Annotated in this window: 20 protein-coding genes; 4 read left to right on the top strand and 16 right to left on the bottom strand. The window is 36.7% G+C overall.

Annotated elements, in window-relative coordinates; genetic code table 11:
* Positions 1-20 precede the first annotated feature (20 nt).
* From ACFP65_RS05625 to ACFP65_RS05565, 13 genes are all read right to left on the bottom strand, one after another.
* Positions 21-332: a PTS sugar transporter subunit IIB gene (locus tag ACFP65_RS05625; protein WP_379916720.1), complete on the bottom strand. Its 312-nt coding sequence runs from the start codon at positions 330-332 to the stop codon at positions 21-23.
* A 201-nt stretch (positions 333-533) separates the two neighbouring features.
* Complete coding sequence (locus tag ACFP65_RS05620) at positions 534-2129, bottom strand: complex I subunit 5 family protein (RefSeq protein ID WP_379916718.1); 1596 nt, start codon at positions 2127-2129, stop codon at positions 534-536.
* Positions 2129-2479 carry a sodium:proton antiporter gene (locus ACFP65_RS05615; RefSeq protein ID WP_225743999.1) on the bottom strand — a complete coding sequence of 117 codons (351 nt, stop codon included), beginning with the start codon at positions 2477-2479 and terminating at the stop codon, positions 2129-2131. The genes ACFP65_RS05620 and ACFP65_RS05615 overlap by 1 nt, the downstream gene beginning before the upstream one ends.
* Positions 2480-2527: 48 nt before the next feature.
* Positions 2528-3226, bottom strand: coding sequence for an MnhB domain-containing protein (locus ACFP65_RS05610; protein ID WP_379916716.1), 699 nt, complete (start codon positions 3224-3226; stop codon positions 2528-2530).
* Complete coding sequence (locus tag ACFP65_RS05605; protein ID WP_379916714.1) at positions 3210-3773, bottom strand: Na(+)/H(+) antiporter subunit B; 564 nt, start codon at positions 3771-3773, stop codon at positions 3210-3212. The genes ACFP65_RS05610 and ACFP65_RS05605 overlap by 17 nt, the downstream gene beginning before the upstream one ends.
* Entirely contained in the window at positions 3774-4082 is a 309-nt protein-coding gene (gene mnhG / locus ACFP65_RS05600) for a monovalent cation/H(+) antiporter subunit G (RefSeq protein WP_379916712.1), read from the bottom strand.
* A complete protein-coding gene (locus ACFP65_RS05595; RefSeq protein ID WP_379916710.1) occupies positions 4082-4342 on the bottom strand; it encodes a monovalent cation/H+ antiporter complex subunit F in 261 nt (86 codons plus the stop codon). The genes mnhG and ACFP65_RS05595 overlap by 1 nt, the downstream gene beginning before the upstream one ends.
* Positions 4332-4901 (bottom strand): Na+/H+ antiporter subunit E, encoded by a 570-nt coding sequence (locus ACFP65_RS05590; protein WP_379916708.1) that lies wholly within the window; start codon positions 4899-4901, stop codon positions 4332-4334. Before ACFP65_RS05590 ends, ACFP65_RS05595 begins: the two co-directional genes overlap by 11 nt.
* A gap of 142 nt (positions 4902-5043) precedes the next feature.
* Entirely contained in the window at positions 5044-6318 is a 1275-nt protein-coding gene (locus ACFP65_RS05585) for a YcjF family protein (RefSeq protein ID WP_379916706.1), read from the bottom strand.
* A gap of 145 nt (positions 6319-6463) precedes the next feature.
* On the bottom strand, positions 6464-7156 hold the full coding sequence (locus ACFP65_RS05580; RefSeq protein WP_379916704.1) for a YrrS family protein: 693 nt from the start codon (positions 7154-7156) through the stop codon (positions 6464-6466).
* A 158-nt stretch (positions 7157-7314) separates the two neighbouring features.
* The gene (locus ACFP65_RS05575; RefSeq protein ID WP_379916702.1) at positions 7315-8454 is read right to left on the bottom strand and encodes a zinc-dependent alcohol dehydrogenase; all 1140 of its coding nucleotides are present in this window, start codon (positions 8452-8454) and stop codon (positions 7315-7317) included.
* 137 nt (positions 8455-8591) lie between these two features.
* Entirely contained in the window at positions 8592-9188 is a 597-nt protein-coding gene (locus ACFP65_RS05570) for an ECF transporter S component (protein WP_379916700.1), read from the bottom strand.
* A 30-nt stretch (positions 9189-9218) separates the two neighbouring features.
* Positions 9219-9668, bottom strand: coding sequence for a MarR family winged helix-turn-helix transcriptional regulator (locus ACFP65_RS05565; protein WP_379916698.1), 450 nt, complete (start codon positions 9666-9668; stop codon positions 9219-9221).
* A gap of 170 nt (positions 9669-9838) precedes the next feature.
* Between ACFP65_RS05565 and ACFP65_RS05560 the strand changes: the two genes are divergently transcribed.
* The gene (locus ACFP65_RS05560; RefSeq protein WP_379916696.1) at positions 9839-11536 is read left to right on the top strand and encodes an NFACT RNA binding domain-containing protein; all 1698 of its coding nucleotides are present in this window, start codon (positions 9839-9841) and stop codon (positions 11534-11536) included.
* A 62-nt stretch (positions 11537-11598) separates the two neighbouring features.
* Here ACFP65_RS05560 and pyrR read toward each other — a convergent pair whose 3' ends face one another.
* The 3 genes from pyrR to lspA are packed head-to-tail and all read right to left on the bottom strand — an operon-like array spanning position 11599 to position 13552.
* Positions 11599-12141 (bottom strand): bifunctional pyr operon transcriptional regulator/uracil phosphoribosyltransferase PyrR, encoded by a 543-nt coding sequence (gene pyrR / locus ACFP65_RS05555; RefSeq protein WP_379916694.1) that lies wholly within the window; start codon positions 12139-12141, stop codon positions 11599-11601.
* 29 nt (positions 12142-12170) lie between these two features.
* Complete coding sequence (locus ACFP65_RS05550) at positions 12171-13076, bottom strand: RluA family pseudouridine synthase (protein WP_379916692.1); 906 nt, start codon at positions 13074-13076, stop codon at positions 12171-12173.
* Positions 13076-13552, bottom strand: coding sequence for a signal peptidase II (gene lspA / locus ACFP65_RS05545; RefSeq protein ID WP_379916690.1), 477 nt, complete (start codon positions 13550-13552; stop codon positions 13076-13078). Before lspA ends, ACFP65_RS05550 begins: the two co-directional genes overlap by 1 nt.
* A 227-nt stretch (positions 13553-13779) precedes the next feature.
* Here lspA and ACFP65_RS05540 point away from each other — a divergent pair, with 227 nt between their 5' ends.
* From ACFP65_RS05540 to ACFP65_RS05530, 3 genes are read left to right on the top strand one after another with little or no spacing between them, the layout of a single operon-like run.
* Positions 13780-14424: a YkyA family protein gene (locus ACFP65_RS05540; protein WP_379916688.1), complete on the top strand. Its 645-nt coding sequence runs from the start codon at positions 13780-13782 to the stop codon at positions 14422-14424.
* A 14-nt stretch (positions 14425-14438) separates the two neighbouring features.
* Positions 14439-15314 (top strand): polysaccharide deacetylase family protein, encoded by an 876-nt coding sequence (locus ACFP65_RS05535; protein ID WP_379916686.1) that lies wholly within the window; start codon positions 14439-14441, stop codon positions 15312-15314.
* Complete coding sequence (locus ACFP65_RS05530; RefSeq protein ID WP_379916684.1) at positions 15314-16561, top strand: putative glycoside hydrolase; 1248 nt, start codon at positions 15314-15316, stop codon at positions 16559-16561. The genes ACFP65_RS05535 and ACFP65_RS05530 overlap by 1 nt, the downstream gene beginning before the upstream one ends.
* The last annotated feature ends 130 nt before the right edge of the window (positions 16562-16691 follow it).

The following is a 16691-nucleotide window of genomic DNA, read 5'->3' as shown; positions in this document are numbered from 1 at the left end:
TGTTCCTCCTGTTTCTATCATTATCCTTGTTCGATTAAATCGAAAGCTTTGTTTAATACAGCTACGCCATCAACTCTGCCATATGCTACTGGATCAATAACGTCCAATGGAATTCCTACTTTTTCAGCAGTAACCGCAAATTTCTTTTTCATAAAACGCATTTGCGGTCCAATCAGTAATACATCTGCTTCTTCCATGTCGTGTTCAGCTTTATCTTGAGCAACTGCCCAGATTTTGACTTCTTCTCCACGTTTTGCTGCTTCTTCCTCCATTTTTGTTACAAGTAAACTAGTAGACATTCCTGAAGAACAAGCTAGTAATATTTTTTTCATATTTTCTTCCTCCTTTCCTTTTGTTTTTCTTGATAATGTTATCATAATATAAGAACGCTTTCATTTCCACGTGATTAAGTTCCGTTTAGAAGAGGAACTTTATTGTTTCAGTACAAGAAAGAACATATCTTACTTAAAAAGTATGTTTGCCGTAAAAAGCCCACTACTAGAGTAACGCTTAGTAGCAGACCCTATGTTAATTTAGTATAGAAAGTTTAAGTATGCAACGAGTAAGATGAAATAACCGACCATAGCGGTTATCGTCGCATTAAAGGTCAATTCAAGATGACCAATTCTCGTTAGGATACCTCCGTGCTTGATAATTCCATTATAAAATCCGATACCGGCAATGATCATTAAAACATAAACAATTCCTTTTTGAATGTACTCTTCAGGATTGACATGGACTTCAAAATTAAAGAGGAATTCAGACAGACGTTCTCCGAATATGCCTGTTATTAATGATGCAACACCCATAAATAAAGAGGCGGATAAAGCAAAAATATCGATTTTTGCACGCCCCTCTTTAGGGTTTTTACCGAACAGCATCGTAGCATACTTAATAAAAGACATGGTCGTTCCTAGATTGACAATATTCAGTAGAATCGTTGTCGAGTAATCATACGTACCGTGAGCAATCATATATTTTGAAATACTACCATTAAAAAATGGGGCTCCAGTAATACCTAACATGGCTAAAGCCGTAGCGATAGCGACCAGAGGCATTCGTTTGAACAACCCTCTGATCTGATAGACATCTCGGGTATCGTATTCATCATAAATCAACCCAGCAGTTAAAAATAAGGTCGATTTAAATATAGCATGATTGAAGATATGATAAACCGCTCCCCAAAATGCGATCTCGGAAGCCATGTTCAGACCCATCATAATCAATCCAACTTGAGAAACCGTGTGATAAGCGAGAATTAATTTAATATCATGTTGCCCTAGTGCCATCACAAATCCGACCGTTGACGTAATAAAACCGATCCAGAAAAAGAATTCATGCATATCGATAGCTGAAGCATACATATTTGAAAAGCGAATAAACAAATAGACGCCGCTTTTTATGTAAAGACCAGATAGAATAGCTGAAACAACAGGTGGCGCACTCGGTGTCCCGTGCGCTTTTGGAAGCCAGCTGAATAATGGGGTCACGGCTGTCTTTAGCGATACCGTCGTCATCATAAAAGCGTAAGGTAAAATGATTGATTTAGGATCTTCGATTTGACTCATCGCTTCTTGGATCATTCGAATATCTAGCATACCAAAAGTTCTATAAATCATGGCGATGCCAAATAGTAAAAAGGCTGTTCCGATTACATTGACAAAAAAGTATATCATACCATCATAGATTGCCTGTTTTTCTTTATTGATCATAATCAGTATAGAAACGACAACGGTTGAAACTTCCAAAAATACAAAAATATTGAACAAGTCACTGGAAAGGAACAATCCCATCATTAAGCCCTCTAATACCATAAACATAAAATAAAATAACGGTTTAAAATACGTTTGTCTGATGGCATAGACTAGAAAGGCAAAGTAAAAAACAGCTGTAAACAAAACCATTACACTAGAGATTGGATCAGCATAGAGACTGAGTGCTATGCCATCTGGATAGCCACCAGCGTTCCACAGTAAAGCCCCAGAGCTATTCACTGTGAAAAATACGTAGAATGTATAAAGCCCAAAAAGGAACTGAAATACGAGTAACAATACTGTAGCGATTTTTCTGTTGACTACATAAGCCATTAACCCGCAGATAATCGGTGCTAATACTAAACTATATAACATCAATGGTCACTTCCTTGCTGCGCTCGTTTTCTAGTCCAATGCGTGATCCCGTGTTTTTGCTTATAATGCATAAACATGGTTAAGCCGATCGCCGTAACACCGATACCAATAACAATCGCTGTTATCATGAGTGCTGAAGGAACAGGATCCGCAAAAGAAGCTTCTTGGGCCTGACCAATTGGAGGAACACTATTGGTTGAATAATTAATGGTGATGAAAAACAAAAAGACACCTGATTCCATGATCGACATGGACATAATGGTTTTTGCGATAGATTTTTTTGTCATCAGTCCATATAAGCCTATAAAAAATAATAAGATACCGACAATCTCTCCGTTGATAAACTCCAAATTGTTCAACTTCTTTCTTTAGCAAGATTCTGTTCTATAAACAAGCTATTATTGGTTTTCGTAAAAAACAAATCTGTAAAATATAATACTTAATCCAGAAAAAACTTTAAATCCTATTAGTAAATTCAATGTTATTAGATAAATTTGGTCCATCAAGATACTATCAGATGGCCCTAATTCCATAAAAATGTATAAGATAGGTAGTAAAAGAATACAAAAGAACAAAAGCTTCTCTAGTCGTTCAAGTATGTCTAAGTTCAAATCAAAATTGGGGTACACTAGATAACGAGTAATTAACGCAGTAGCTAAAATCGCCCCTCCCTGAAATCCTCCACCTGGAGAAACATGACCATTTATAATCGTATATAAACCAATCAATAGTACAAATGGATAAATTATACCCATCATGCGTGTAATAATTTCTGAGTTATTTTTCTTTTGAAGATTATTTTCTTCATACTGATATTTCTCTGTATGAATGTTTGACCAAGAGACATTAATGACTTCGATTACAGATACTACAAGCATCAATGCTTCGAAAAGTGTATCAAATACTCTATAATTCAAATAAATTGCTCCGACAGCATTTTGTGCGCCTGTTTGAGCATAAAAATCAGCTGTTAAATAATCCATTAACGGTGTATCGAGCTTCACGGAGTAACTGGAAAACGTAAAAATAACGACCACAGCACCGACTAAAGCAAAAAGAATTCTAACTATGCGAAGTTTTTTATTCGATTGCATCATCTGAGAGCACCTCGTCTCTGAAAACGACTCTGATTTCTTCTATGTTATCAATGGTTTCATCCATATTGGCAATGATATCTTGAAAAATAAGGTCTGATGTTTTTCCATAAAAATAGGTCAGATGATCTTTTTTATAGATAATAAAGTCATGGAGATCTTCTTCTATAATGGACTCAAGAGAATGGTTAGAATAAGCAATCTGTGGTTCGATTTCTTCTGTTCTTTCAAGAAAAAGTTCTAAAGGTTTAATGATAGTATTTGAGATCCCTGTGATCTGATCGTCGTTTATTTGGTCAGCATGATCGTCGACGTAAATAATGGAATAGACAGCAATTTTCTTGAGGGCTACCAAGTACATAATGGTGGATAAACCGACTCCTATGGCCGCCTCTGCCAATGCTACATCTGGTGCATTGTAATAGAGATAAGTCAAAGCCATCGTCAAGGAAAAGGCGCCTAGAAATACGATGGATCTTCTCAAGTTATCTGAGAGTACAGATATACAAGCTAAAACTAGTAGTATGCACATTAATATAGATTCAATCATTTACATTCTCTCTTTCTTTGTTTTATAACCACTCAAATGAGCAGAACGAGTAACGGCATGTGTGGCCAAGGGATTCGTTATCAAATACATGACGAGTACTACAAGGATTTTTCCACTAAAGATGCTGAACCCATTTTTAACCATCAAACCAAACATAACTGTTATGAAACCAACCGTATCCACTTTTGCTGTAATCAGTATTCTTAAAAAGAAATCGTTAAATCTATAAATTCCAAATACTCCTAAAGCCATGAAAATGACACCAATGACCATCAGAGTATTCCCAAACCATTCAAGTACGATACCCACTATATATCCCCTCTTCTCTCTATCGTCCTCGCAATCATAATTGTCCCGATGAAGCCTAAAACGCCATAGATGATAGCGACATCTATAATATATGTACGACGAATGATTACCCCAATGAGTACAGCCATGATGATGATTTTTGACGAAAACACTGAAAAGCCAAGCATTCTGTCCCAAATCGTAGGACCGATCAATACACGAATCAGTCCTACAATGGATAATAATAGAACGATTAGCATAATAACTGTATCAAATGTCATTGGATTCTCCTTTCTTGTTATTTGAACTGGTTTTCTTTTGAGAAGCTTTTTTTTCATACTTCATTAGTATTTGTTCAATTTCAAGTGGAATAATGCTTCTTAGATCCTCATCTTTTTTAGGAGGATTCAATACTAAAATTCTTAAGGCATTGTCTTTTTTATCTATCGTAACAGTGCCAGGCGTCAAGGTGATGGCATTAGCAAGAAGATCAATGAGTAGTTCTTCTTTTAGAATCGTCTTACAGGTAATAATCTGTGCTTCTCCTTGACCTTTCAGTATGTTTGGAATAACCCGCATGCCTGCTATAAAGATTTCCAGAATGAGTTGTAATATAAAATGAATCAATGTTCCTAAACCAATCAAATAATCGAATTCATAATTACCCTTTAAAAGAAACTGATCAGTGAAAAGGATAATGAAAGAAGATACAATTATGCCTGAACTTATCGTAAGAATAGAAAAAGACTCAAATAAGATCACCCATATAAACGTCAGGATGGCAATAATTTCTTTGTTTTGAATCACTTCTTGAAAAGACTTTTTGAGTTTACTGCTCAAATTTAAAGACCTCCTTCACTTTGCTGACTTTAAAAGTGTGTATAACGGTTTCATCTGATTCGATTGTAGCATTTAAAAGGAAGAAATCACAATTAGAAACAAAGTAGATCTAATAAAAAAAGGCATCTGAAAACAGATACCTTTAATTTTTATTTTTTTTAGAAAATCTTTGGACGGTATTTTTTATTGTAGGGACGACTTTTTTATAAAAAGGAATCTTTTGATCTTCATCGATGTTCAGTAAATGCTCATAATCAGAAGAATCGGTATTACGATCAAATTCTAGCTCTTTCTTATTGATCTTCTTACCTTTCATATGAATATTTTTCTTGAATTGCTTACGCATAAGGTTTTCTATAAATGAAAGATTGACTGTTTCGCCATTCATTTCTTTAAAGGCCATTACACTCAGAACTTCAATATAACTCGCAGCTAAAGCACTTGTAACGATAGAAGCGGTTGTTCCGCTAATGACGCCTCCGATTACGGTACCCGCTCCTGGAATGAACTTTAACGCATTTGCAACGATTGATTTACCTAAGAACGTGGCTGAACCAGTTCCACCAACTGCAGCAATGATTGAGACGATAGAAGACTTATCCAATGAAATCCCAAAAATGGCTGTAATATGTGCCAATAGAGTAATCTGCATTGGCACAAGTACTGAGGCATCTGAAAAGGGAATAGGAATAAATCCAATTCCAAAACTAGATGCAACATATCGAGTAGCCCAGCGTCTAGCATTTTTTGCTTTACGTTCAATGTCTGCTTGCTGGGCGTTCGTAAAAGCCTTTTGTGCATCTTCGGGAATAACTTCAAGTGATTTACTGACGAGTTCTTTTAAACCGAATGCTGGAATTGTATAGTCATCTGAAATCACATAAGGTTCAGACATAACGGTTTGAATACCGGCAACAGGTAAATTCATGTTTTCAAGATATCGCTTGAAGTCTTCAGCTGGCTGCCCTAGAGCTTGAGTGAGTACAAGAATAACCGGAATATTTTCTGAGATGTCCTTGATTAATTCCAGTTCCATATCTTCAATACGAGAAGAAGTCGCTTGAATACAATAATAAACAACATGAATCGCTTCTTTGGAGTGTTTATTTTGATTGATTAAATTAAGCATCTCTTTCTTAACACGCTGCTGAATGGTCTGTTCGAGTTCTAAGCCACGTGTATCGTATAAAACAATCGGGATACCATTTTTCGAAATTTTTCTAAGATGTTTGGTTACAGGTTTCCCTATTCCCGTATCAGCTAGTTTTTCTCTGAAAATATTGTTAATAAGTGTACTTTTACCCACTCCTGTTTTACCTGCAATCAGTATATTGACAGGATTCATATTTTCAATTTCTTTTTCTGTCTTATCTAAAATTTCTTGTATTACATTAATTCTATCGTTTGGTAACTTCATACACTACCTCCTACTGATAAGTGCTCTCATAATAGTTTAACATGAACTTTGAAAAAAGCGGAAAGACAACGAATTAAAACCAATATACAAATGAACGGTATCCTCAGCTCATATCGGAGCTAAAGATACCGTTTAATTTTTAATGCTATTGATATTCTGAAGGTACGGCAGTCAATTTTTCTACTCTAGTCGGTTGCCATCCTTCTTCTTCAACAAATTGAAGAAAGACTCTATAAACTTCTGATTGATCATTTGTAGATGCCGTAACGGTTACTTGGCTTGGACCGTTTCCTCCAACCCACCATTCAGTCATATTACCAGCAGATAAACTTGTAACGGATCTGACAGCTTCACTGATTTCCGCACGGTCTTGAGACCCTGTACTAAAGTCAGTTGTATGTTCTCCGGTTTGGCTTGTACCTATAGGAGACCAATTTCCTGTAGAAGCTTCTTCTACGAGAGGATCATCTGACTCTACTTCTTCGACATCTGCTGTGTCAGAATCTTCTTCTGTGACTTCTTCGCTATCTTGTTCTGGTTGCTCAGAATCCGTATTAGGATCTTCTATTTCTTCTGAGTCTGTCGGTTCTTCTACTTCTTCTCCGGATTCATCATTGTTATCTGAGACGAGCTCAGGGTTTGTTTGCGGTGGATCCGCTAAGTTACTGTCTCCGTTTCTAGGAATGAAAAATATATAAGCAATGATAGCAATTAGGATGACTAGTAATACTGCAACGACGATATAGTAGTACTTATCATAAGAGTTTTTCGGTTGCTCTTTTCCGTCTGTTCTTGTCTTTCTTTCAACTCTTGATTTGTTTGAACGATTATTTTTCATAATTGAGTCTCTCCTTTTAGTACATTCCGTCTGTGACTACTAGTTTATCATATCGAGATTTCAAAACTGAGTAAATAACGTAACAAGCTTACAACAAAAAGACACCTTCAAGAAGGTTTGATCTACTTGAAGGTATCTTCTATAACAGCGATTAAAGATTAAGGTTTTAAAACGACTTTAATGTTATTGTCTTCTTTTTTATCAAATATTTCATAACCTTTTGCTGCATCTTCTAAAGGCATCGTATGCGTGATGATATCACTTGGATCAAATTCATTGTTCTTAATCATTTCATACAGTTTGGGCATTAGATGCGGAACTGGCGTTTGTCCAGATTTCAGTGTAACGTTTCTAGCGAAAATATGATTAATGGGGAAATTAGCAGCAGGTGTCAAGTAAACACCAGTCAACATGATTGTTCCAAATTTTTTCACAGCCATACTGGCCATCTCGATCGGACTAGTCGTTCCCATTTGAGGTGTAATCAAATTTGTGACTTTTTCTAATTTACGTTGTTTTCCATCCATTCCAACGCAATCAATGACTACATCCGCTCCACCGTGTGTCATATCTTTTAAGGCCATTCCTGGTATATCGACTTCTTCAAAGTTAAGTGTTTCAACACCAATTTTTTTAGCTGAATATTCTAAACGATGTTTTACTCTATCTACAGCGATCACTCGTTTTGCACCTTTCATTTTAGCAAAGCGTTGTGCCAGTAATCCAACCGGACCTGATCCAAGAACAATCACCGTATCTCCTGGTTTAACTCCGGCATGTTCCACACTCCAAAAAGCTGTTGGTACAATATCTGAAAGAAATAGAACTTTTTCATCTGCTATATGATTGTCAGGTACTTTGAATGATGAGTGATCAGCATAAGGAACGCGTAAAAACTCTGCTTGCCCACCTGGATAATCTCCGTTTAATTTACCAAATCCAAATAAACCGCCATAATCTATTTCAGGATTACGATTGGATTCATCGCATTGGCTTTCCATGTCATTTTCGCAAAAATGACAATGACCACAACTCACATTAAATGGAACAACGATTCTGTCGCCTACCTTTAAATTTTTTACATCTGGTCCTACTTCTTCTACAATACCCATTGGCTCATGTCCAACCACATAGTCATCGTTTAAGATCATATTACCATTGTGATAAAGGTGTAGATCGGATCCACATATAGCTGTTGCTGTTACACGAATAATCGCATCCGTCGGTTCTTGGATTCTTGGATCAGGTACAGTTGTCACCGTCATTTTTTCTTTACCTTGATAAGTTACTGCGCGCATTAAGCATTCTCCTTTTTTCAAAGTTAATTACCTCTATAATTTAGCATGTTCGTAACTTAAGTTATAATAAAACGCTTGTATTGTTAAAACCCCCATAAAGACTCGACGAGTCCTTACAGGGGTTAGAATAAAGGTGATTAATGACGCAATTTTTTTAAGGGTGCTGCTACAAGTGGTGCCACTATCCCAGCTAGAATAGCTTCAGCAACACCGCTTGTTCCCACAATAACGAGTAAGACATTGGCTAGATTACTGAAATCAACACTGGTTGCTTCGGCATAACGCTCACCGTAGAAAAGATAAATGAATAATAAAACAAAAATAGTATTTGTGAACGCTCCCGCAATCGAAGCAATTGACATAGATAGTTTATTTTTAGTTGGAATATATTTCTTCATTAGGTTAAACGTTAACCCCGTAAAAAGACCGATCAATATTCGAGGAAGTAATGCAATCATTGGATTTGTCCACAACCATAAATCTAAAGGTGTTGCAGGGACTGTATAAGCACGAAGCATTCTAGTGAGCCCCCAACCCCCCCCAATAATCATACCGTCTTTAGTTCCGAGCACTAACGTTGCTACAATGACGGTAATATGAATAATAGTCGGATTTAGGGGGGGGATGGGAATATTTCCTAAAAAAGGCACAAAATTTTGAATGAGTATAATGGCTGTCAAGATACCCAAAATAGCTATTCTATGTGGATTAGATTTTTTTCTACCTAATGGCATTGGTTTTCCTCTTTTCTATTAGTAAGACATTTAGATCATCTTACTATTTTTAAGACCATTTGTCATACTTCTATTTAATCTACCTAATAAAACCGATAAAAGATGTTTCTCTTCTTCAGTCCAGCCCGCTAGCATTCCTGAAAACTGCTCTTTAAAAGTCTGATTGTATGTGGAATAAATACTTTTAGCATCTTCTGCTAAGGCAAAATAGGCATATCGTTTATCTTCTCCGGAAGTTTTAATGACGAGTTCTTTTTTGACTAAATTATTCATCTGTCTACTGATGGTCGATTTATCCAACTGACTTTTTTCAGTTATAGATTTTAATGTGGCTTTTTCTTCTCCTAAAATATCAATTAAATTCAAAGCGGAAGCAGAAAGTTGATGCTCGCTTAAAAGTTCCTGAGTCATAAACTTGTATAAGGTTTGCAATTCTGAGAGTTTCAGTAACAACTCGTTTGTATCAACTTCTTGCGGCATATAATCGCTCTCTTCCTATAATGATTTCATTGTAAAACGAAGTGTTTGTACAAGACAACTATACCATTTAGACACACTTTGGGCAAAGGGTTATCTATTACTCGATGGTACTCAATCTTTATAAATGCTATACTGGATTAGAGTCTCACGAAGAAAGGAGACATATTAACATGTCATTTGATGGACTATTTACACATGCTATGGTTGAAGAACTAAAACAAGAACTTATAGGTGGACGAGTTGCTAAGATACAGCAGCCCTACGAAAATGAAATTCTTTTCAAAATTCGCTCAAGAAGAAAAAATAAACAACTTTTATTATCTGCTCATCCACAATATGCTAGGATGCAACTCACAGAAATTCCTTTTGAAAATCCCTCTGTACCTCCACAATTTTGTATGGTGATGAGAAAGTATTTGGACGGTGCGATTTTAGAAGATATCATTCAATTAGAAAATGATCGTGTTATTGAATTCTCTTTTAGTAATCGTAATGAATTAGGTGACATACAAAATCTCGTTTTAATTGTCGAGATTATGGGTAGACATAGTAATATTCTGCTTGTAAATAAACAAGAAGAAAAAATCTATGAAACGATTCGTCATATCTCTTCTAGTCAGAACACTTATCGTTCGCTACTTCCTGGAGGAACTTATATTGAAGCGCCAAGACAAGACAAAGCGAATCCCTTCACTTACGAGTCTACTCTACCAATTGAAGCTTTGTCTTTTAAAGAAAAAGTGAAATGGATTCAAGATAAGTTTCAAGGTATGGGAAAAGATTCCGCAGAAGAGCTTGCTCATCAAGTTGAAGCCCACCCTGATGATGCTCCGACTGCTGTATTCGCAAAATTCATGGCACCGTATAAGATGAACCAAGTGTCCCCTACTTTAACCATCCATAATAGAAAAGAACAATTTTCAGCAGTAGAATATCCTTCTCTTCCAGGTGAAAAAGAGTCGTATGCTACGTTGAGTGAACTAGCCGACCGTTACTTTGGAAACAAAGCAGAGCGCGACAGAGTTCAGCAGCAAGCGAATGATTTGTTTGGGATTGTTAAAACGGAAACCGACAGGAACCGCAAAAAACTGGTAAAACTTGAAAAAGAATTTCAACAGACACAAAAAGCAGATCAGTATCGAATTAAAGGAGAAGTCTTAACAGCATACTTGCATGAAATTCAGCAAGGCATGGAGACGGTTGAATTAGACAACTTCTATGAAGAAAACCAGAAAATTACGATTGATCTGGACCCTAGAAAGTCTCCGTCTAAAAATGCGCAAGCATATTTCTCTAGATATCAAAAATTAAAAAATGCCATTGCTCATTTGAATGGACAAATTGCTCAAACAAAAGCAGAAATCCATTATTTAGAGTCTGTGCTGACTCAAATGGAAGTGGCCTCTCCTAAGGACATTGAAGAAATCAGGGATGAACTTCAAAGTGGTGGCTATATTAAAAAGAAACGAAAACCACTTAAAGGCAAGAAAAAACCGGCGTCTGAACCGGATCAATTTGTTTCCACTGATGGGACAACCATTCTTGTTGGTAAAAACAACCTACAAAATGATCAGTTAACGCTGAAGATTGCTCGTAAAACAGACTGGTGGTTACACACAAAAGATATTCCTGGATCTCACGTAATTATTAGAAGCGATGCACCTTCTGAACAAACATTGGAAGAAGCGGCAACAATTGCAGCCTATTTCAGTAAGTACCGTCTATCTGCTTCTGTACCGGTAGACGCGGTTCAAGTTAAACATGTCAAAAAACCGAATGGTGCAAAACCTGGCTTCGTCATTTATGAAGGCCAGACCACTTATTACGTTACTCCGACTGATGACTTTATCAAAGCTTTAAGAAAATAAAAACATGCTTGACTTGTATATGCTGGTTAATAAACCAGAATTCAAGTCAGGCATGTTTTTGTTTAAGGTTTAATAATCTCTACGGCATTTTTATGATCGACTTCTTCTACAGAAACTTTGACTTGTTCTTTAAGAGAAGTAGGAATATTTTTTCCAATGAAGTCTGCTTTGATTGGAATTTCTCTATGTCCTCTATCAATAAGAGAAGCCACAAGAATTTTTTTAGGTCTTCCAAGATCCATTACAGCATCCATCGCTGCTCTGATTGTACGCCCGGTAAAAATTACATCATCTACAAGAACGACGACTTGGTCTTTCACAGATACCGAAAAGTGCTGACCTTTCACTTCTGGATCGCCGACCTCATCAGGAAAATGTCTGTCATCTCTATAAAGTGTAATATCTAGTTCTTCTACGGATATCGACTTTTCTTCAATCTGTTCAATTCTTTCAGCGATTCGATTTGCAATATGAATCCCTCTTGTCTTGATTCCAGCTAAAATCAGATTTTCTGTCCCCTTATTCATTTCGATGATTTCATAGGAGATTCGAGTGAGTGCACGCTGCATAGCCATTTCATCTAATATCGTGATCGTTTTAGACATCCTATCATCCCTTCATTAAAATTACGTATTTATTGTTTTCTTAAAATATCGAGATTCTCTTCAAAGATTTCAGGTATTGGAGTAGAGAAATGCATTTCTTTTCCTGTGGTCGGGTGTGTGAAACCTAATGTTTCTGCATGAAGGAACTGTCCATTTCCTTTAAGTGTCTTACGAGGACCATAAAGTGGGTCACCTGCCATAGGGTGTTCGATATAATGCATGTGAACTCTAATTTGGTGTGTTCTACCAGTTTCAAGAATTAATCTTACCAAGGTAAACTTTTCAAAACGTTCAATGACCTCAAAGTGTGTTACTGATGGTTTGCCATTGTCAACTACCGCATATCTTTTACGGTTACTTGTGTCACGCCCGATAGGGGCATCAATGGTCCCTTTTTCGTGATGAATCGTACCATGTACAAGTGCAACATACTCTCTTTGAGCTTTCTTGTCCTTAAGTTGCGCAGATAGTTTCTCGTGAGCTTGGTCATTTTTTGCGACCATTAATAGTCCTGATGTATCTTTATCAATACGGTGAACAATTCCAGGACGAATTTTTCCATTGATTCCAGACAAGTCTTTTACATGGTATAAAAGTGCATTCACTAATGTACCAGAACTGTGGCCTATTGAAGGATGAACCACCATTCCTTGAGGTTTATTTACAACAACAACATCTTGATCTTCATAAACGATCTCAATATCGATGTTTTCAGGCTGAGCATTAATTTCAACTGGAGCCGGGATAAAGACTTCGATTTCGTCTCCTGGCTGAATCTTATAATTTGCCTTTGATGGTTGATCATTGACCGTTATGCTACCTTCTTTGATTAATCCTTGAATCTGAGACCGAGAGGCTTCAGGTAATTTCTCGGCCAGATATTTGTCTAGACGGTCATTAGATTGACCACCTGTAAATGAGTACTGTTCTTCCATTATTTATCAACTGCTTTCTTTTGTTTGAAGGTTTTAATTTCGTCTAGTATCAAGTATAAAATCATAAGTCCAACACCAAACGTTAAGGACATATCTGCTACATTGAAAATTGGAAATTGAACAAATTCAAGTCTGAACATATCCACAACATACTGATTCAAGACCCTATCTATCAAATTTCCAATGGCTCCTGCCAGCAATAGTGTTAGAGCTGAAGAAAACAATCTGCTTTGACGTCCCTGTGTGTGTAAGTAATAACCAATCACACCAATCACAATGAGCGTGACGATGATAAAGAACCACATTTGACCTTCTAAGATACTCCATGCTGCCCCCGAATTCTGGTGGTAGGTAAAAGAAAGAATATTTGGTATGGCGGTTACTGTTTCATACAAGGATATGTTTTGTACGGTTAGATATTTTACCAGCTGATCTATTCCTACTATGATCGCTGCTATCACGTAATAAATAATCATGTCGACCTCTTTTCTAATAAATAATACTTTATAATTGTACCTTATTTACGACATAAAAAACACTCGAAATGAAACCTTTTATGGGTTGTTTGCATAGTGTGATGGATATTCTTCCTTAATCTATATGACATTTTCTTTTTAAGAATTGATTATTTTTGTTATACTCGTTTAGTGCCCCGCTTTTTTAGTGGGTTAAAGAACGAATATACTTAAAGGAGATTCATGAAATGACTAAGAAAACATATGCTTTAGCCGGTCTAGGACTGACCACACTACTACTAGCAAGTTGTAGTGGAGATAACGTTGAGGAAATACAGTCAGCTGTAGGTGAAATGGATCAAATACATGGAAATATTGTAGATGAGATGAATGGCTTGAGCGAAGAAGAAATGAATCTTCAAACAACATTTGATGAAGCATTAGCTTCAGATGATCAAATGTCTACCTTTGCCGATGGTTCAGCGCCTGTTTTTGAAAATATTTCTTCAAGAAGAGATCGCATCGAAACAATTAATACTTTAAGAGAAGACTTCGAGTCTCAAGAAGAAATTATAGCAGATTATGACGGAGACAGTCTTTCTGAAGAAGAACTGAGTGGATTAAACGCTAAAATTGACGAATTTTCTGGACAATTAGAAAGCTTTACATCTAATTACGAAACTTCTCTGACTGCTCAAGAAGACTATTTTACTTCTATTGGAAGCGAAGATGCAACGTATGATACCTTCTCAAGTGGCATTACGGAATTAAATGAACAAACTGCAGCTAATAAAGAAGAATTAGTTCAACTGGATCATTCATTAGTAGAAGTAAAAGATCATATTACACAGGTCCAAGAAATGATTCAGTCCACAATGACTGAAAACGAATAAGGAGTAAATTAATGATGAAAAATTCTAAATATACCTTTTTACTAGCTTCTGCCCTCCTATTAGCCTCTTGTGGAGATCAAAACGAAGCGACAGAAGTTGAAGACCAGAATGCTTCTACTGAAGTAACTGATGTGGCAGACTCAACAAACGAACAAGTTGAGGAAGAGTCTGATACCGAATCCGAAGATGAAGAAGTTGTTGAGGAAGAACCCGAAGAAGAAGCGGTTACCTTTGAATACGAAGTGAATTCCGGTATTTATACAATTCAACCGATTGAAGGATCAGAAGCTGATAGTCAAGTCGCTTTACTAACGTATGACGATGCTCCTGATAAATATGCACTAGATATTGCGAAAACTTTAGTAGAGCATGATGCGCATGCAATCTTTTTTGTCAACGGCATGTATCTTGAAAACGATGAAGGAAAAGAGATGCTAAAAGAGATTCACGATATGGGATTTGAAATCGGAAATCATACTCAAACCCACGCTAGTCTCCCAAGCATCAGTGAAGAAAAACAGTATGAAGAAATCGTTACGACTAGTGATATGGTCGAAGAAATCACTGGAGAAAGACCAAGATTTTTCAGAGCGCCTTTTGGACAGAATACAGAATACTCTGCTGACCTTGCCCGCGAGCAAGGCATGGCGTTGATGAACTGGACATATGGATATGATTGGGAATCGGATTATATGAATGCAGATGCATTATCAGATATTATGGTCAATACGAACCTACTTGTTCCTGGAGCAAATTTATTGATGCACGACCGTGAATGGACTTTAGAAGCTACACCGTCAATTATTGAAGGATTAAGAGAAAAGGATTACGAAATCGTAGACCCTGCCCTCATTAAATCCGTTGAAAACGAAAGTGAGGATGTAGAATAATGAACTGGAAAAAGAAATTAACTTTAGGTGCTGCTAGTTTAATGACTTTAAGTCTTACAGCAAAAACCGTATTAGCTGATGGTGCAGATGATGTAAACGATATTACTGCTGAAACGGAAACAATTGAAACGACCTACTTGAACGTAACAATGGATCCTCTTTTGACAGTACCAACGGAATTTCCAAGCCAATTCAAATATGATAGCGGAGTAAATATTGAATATCCTGCAGATGGTGTTAAAGGGATTTTTGTAACAGGCTATTCTGCTGCTGGTGAAAAAATGAATAGTTTAGTGGATATGTTGAACAATACTGCTTTAAATGCAATGGTTGTAGATGTCAAAGATGATCACGGTAGTATGATGATGGAGCTAGATTCAGACAACGATTTGATAACTGAATCTACACAAAATGTAGTAGATCCAACTCAATTAATGGAAACGATGGAAGAAAATGAAATTTATCCTATAGCTCGGATTGTAGTTTTCAAAGATACGCAACTGGCTACAAATCGACCTGATCTTTCTTTCTTAGACAGTAATGGTGAAGTATGGAAAAATGGACGTGGCGAAAGTTTTGTAAACCCTTATGAACGTGAAGTTTGGGAGTACAACGTTGAAGTTGCTAAACAAGCAGCTAAACTAGGGTTTAAGGATATTCAATTTGATTATGTCCGTTTCCCTGAAGGCTTTGAGAACCGCGATGAAGAGTTGACTTACTCTCGTGGTGATTATGCTGAAAGTGATCTTGATAACGTGAAGCAACGTGTAGACGCTGTTACCGAATTTGTGGCTTACGCTAAAAAAGAACTTCAAGGTTATGATGTAGATGTTTCAGTAGATATCTTTGGATACGCAGCAACTCAAGAAGAAACACCTGGTATCGGTCAGAATTTCTCTAGAATTTCAGCAAACGTAGATGTGATTTCTTCAATGATCTATCCAAGTCACTGGGGGGGTGGATCACTGGGTATCTCTAGACCAGATTTAGAACCTTACCAACTTGTATCTAACTATATGGAATATGAAAATGAAGTGTTAGGTGCTCTTGGAGAAGATGCTCCAGTTTCTAGACCATGGCTTCAGGATTTCACTGCTTCATATCTTGGTTCAGGATTCTATAAAAATTACGGCGCACGCGAAGTAGAAGATCAAATTCGTGCTTTAAATGAACATGGTGTAAATGAATTCCTATTATGGAATGCAGGTAATAATTATTCCGAAGGAGCTCAATACAACTTCGAATAAATTTACACAATAAAAAAGCGAAGTTCCGTGCGCCGACCCCCAGAAGTTAGACCTAAAATCTAACTTCTGGGGGTCTTTTTTAATGGCAAAATATAGTTTTGAATTTAAACATAAGATCGTAAAGGCGTAT

This window comes from Marinilactibacillus sp. GCM10026970, from assembly GCF_042660675.1.
Classification (GTDB): domain Bacteria; phylum Bacillota; class Bacilli; order Lactobacillales; family Carnobacteriaceae_A; genus Marinilactibacillus.
This window is presented reverse-complemented; position numbering and strand designations above follow the sequence as displayed.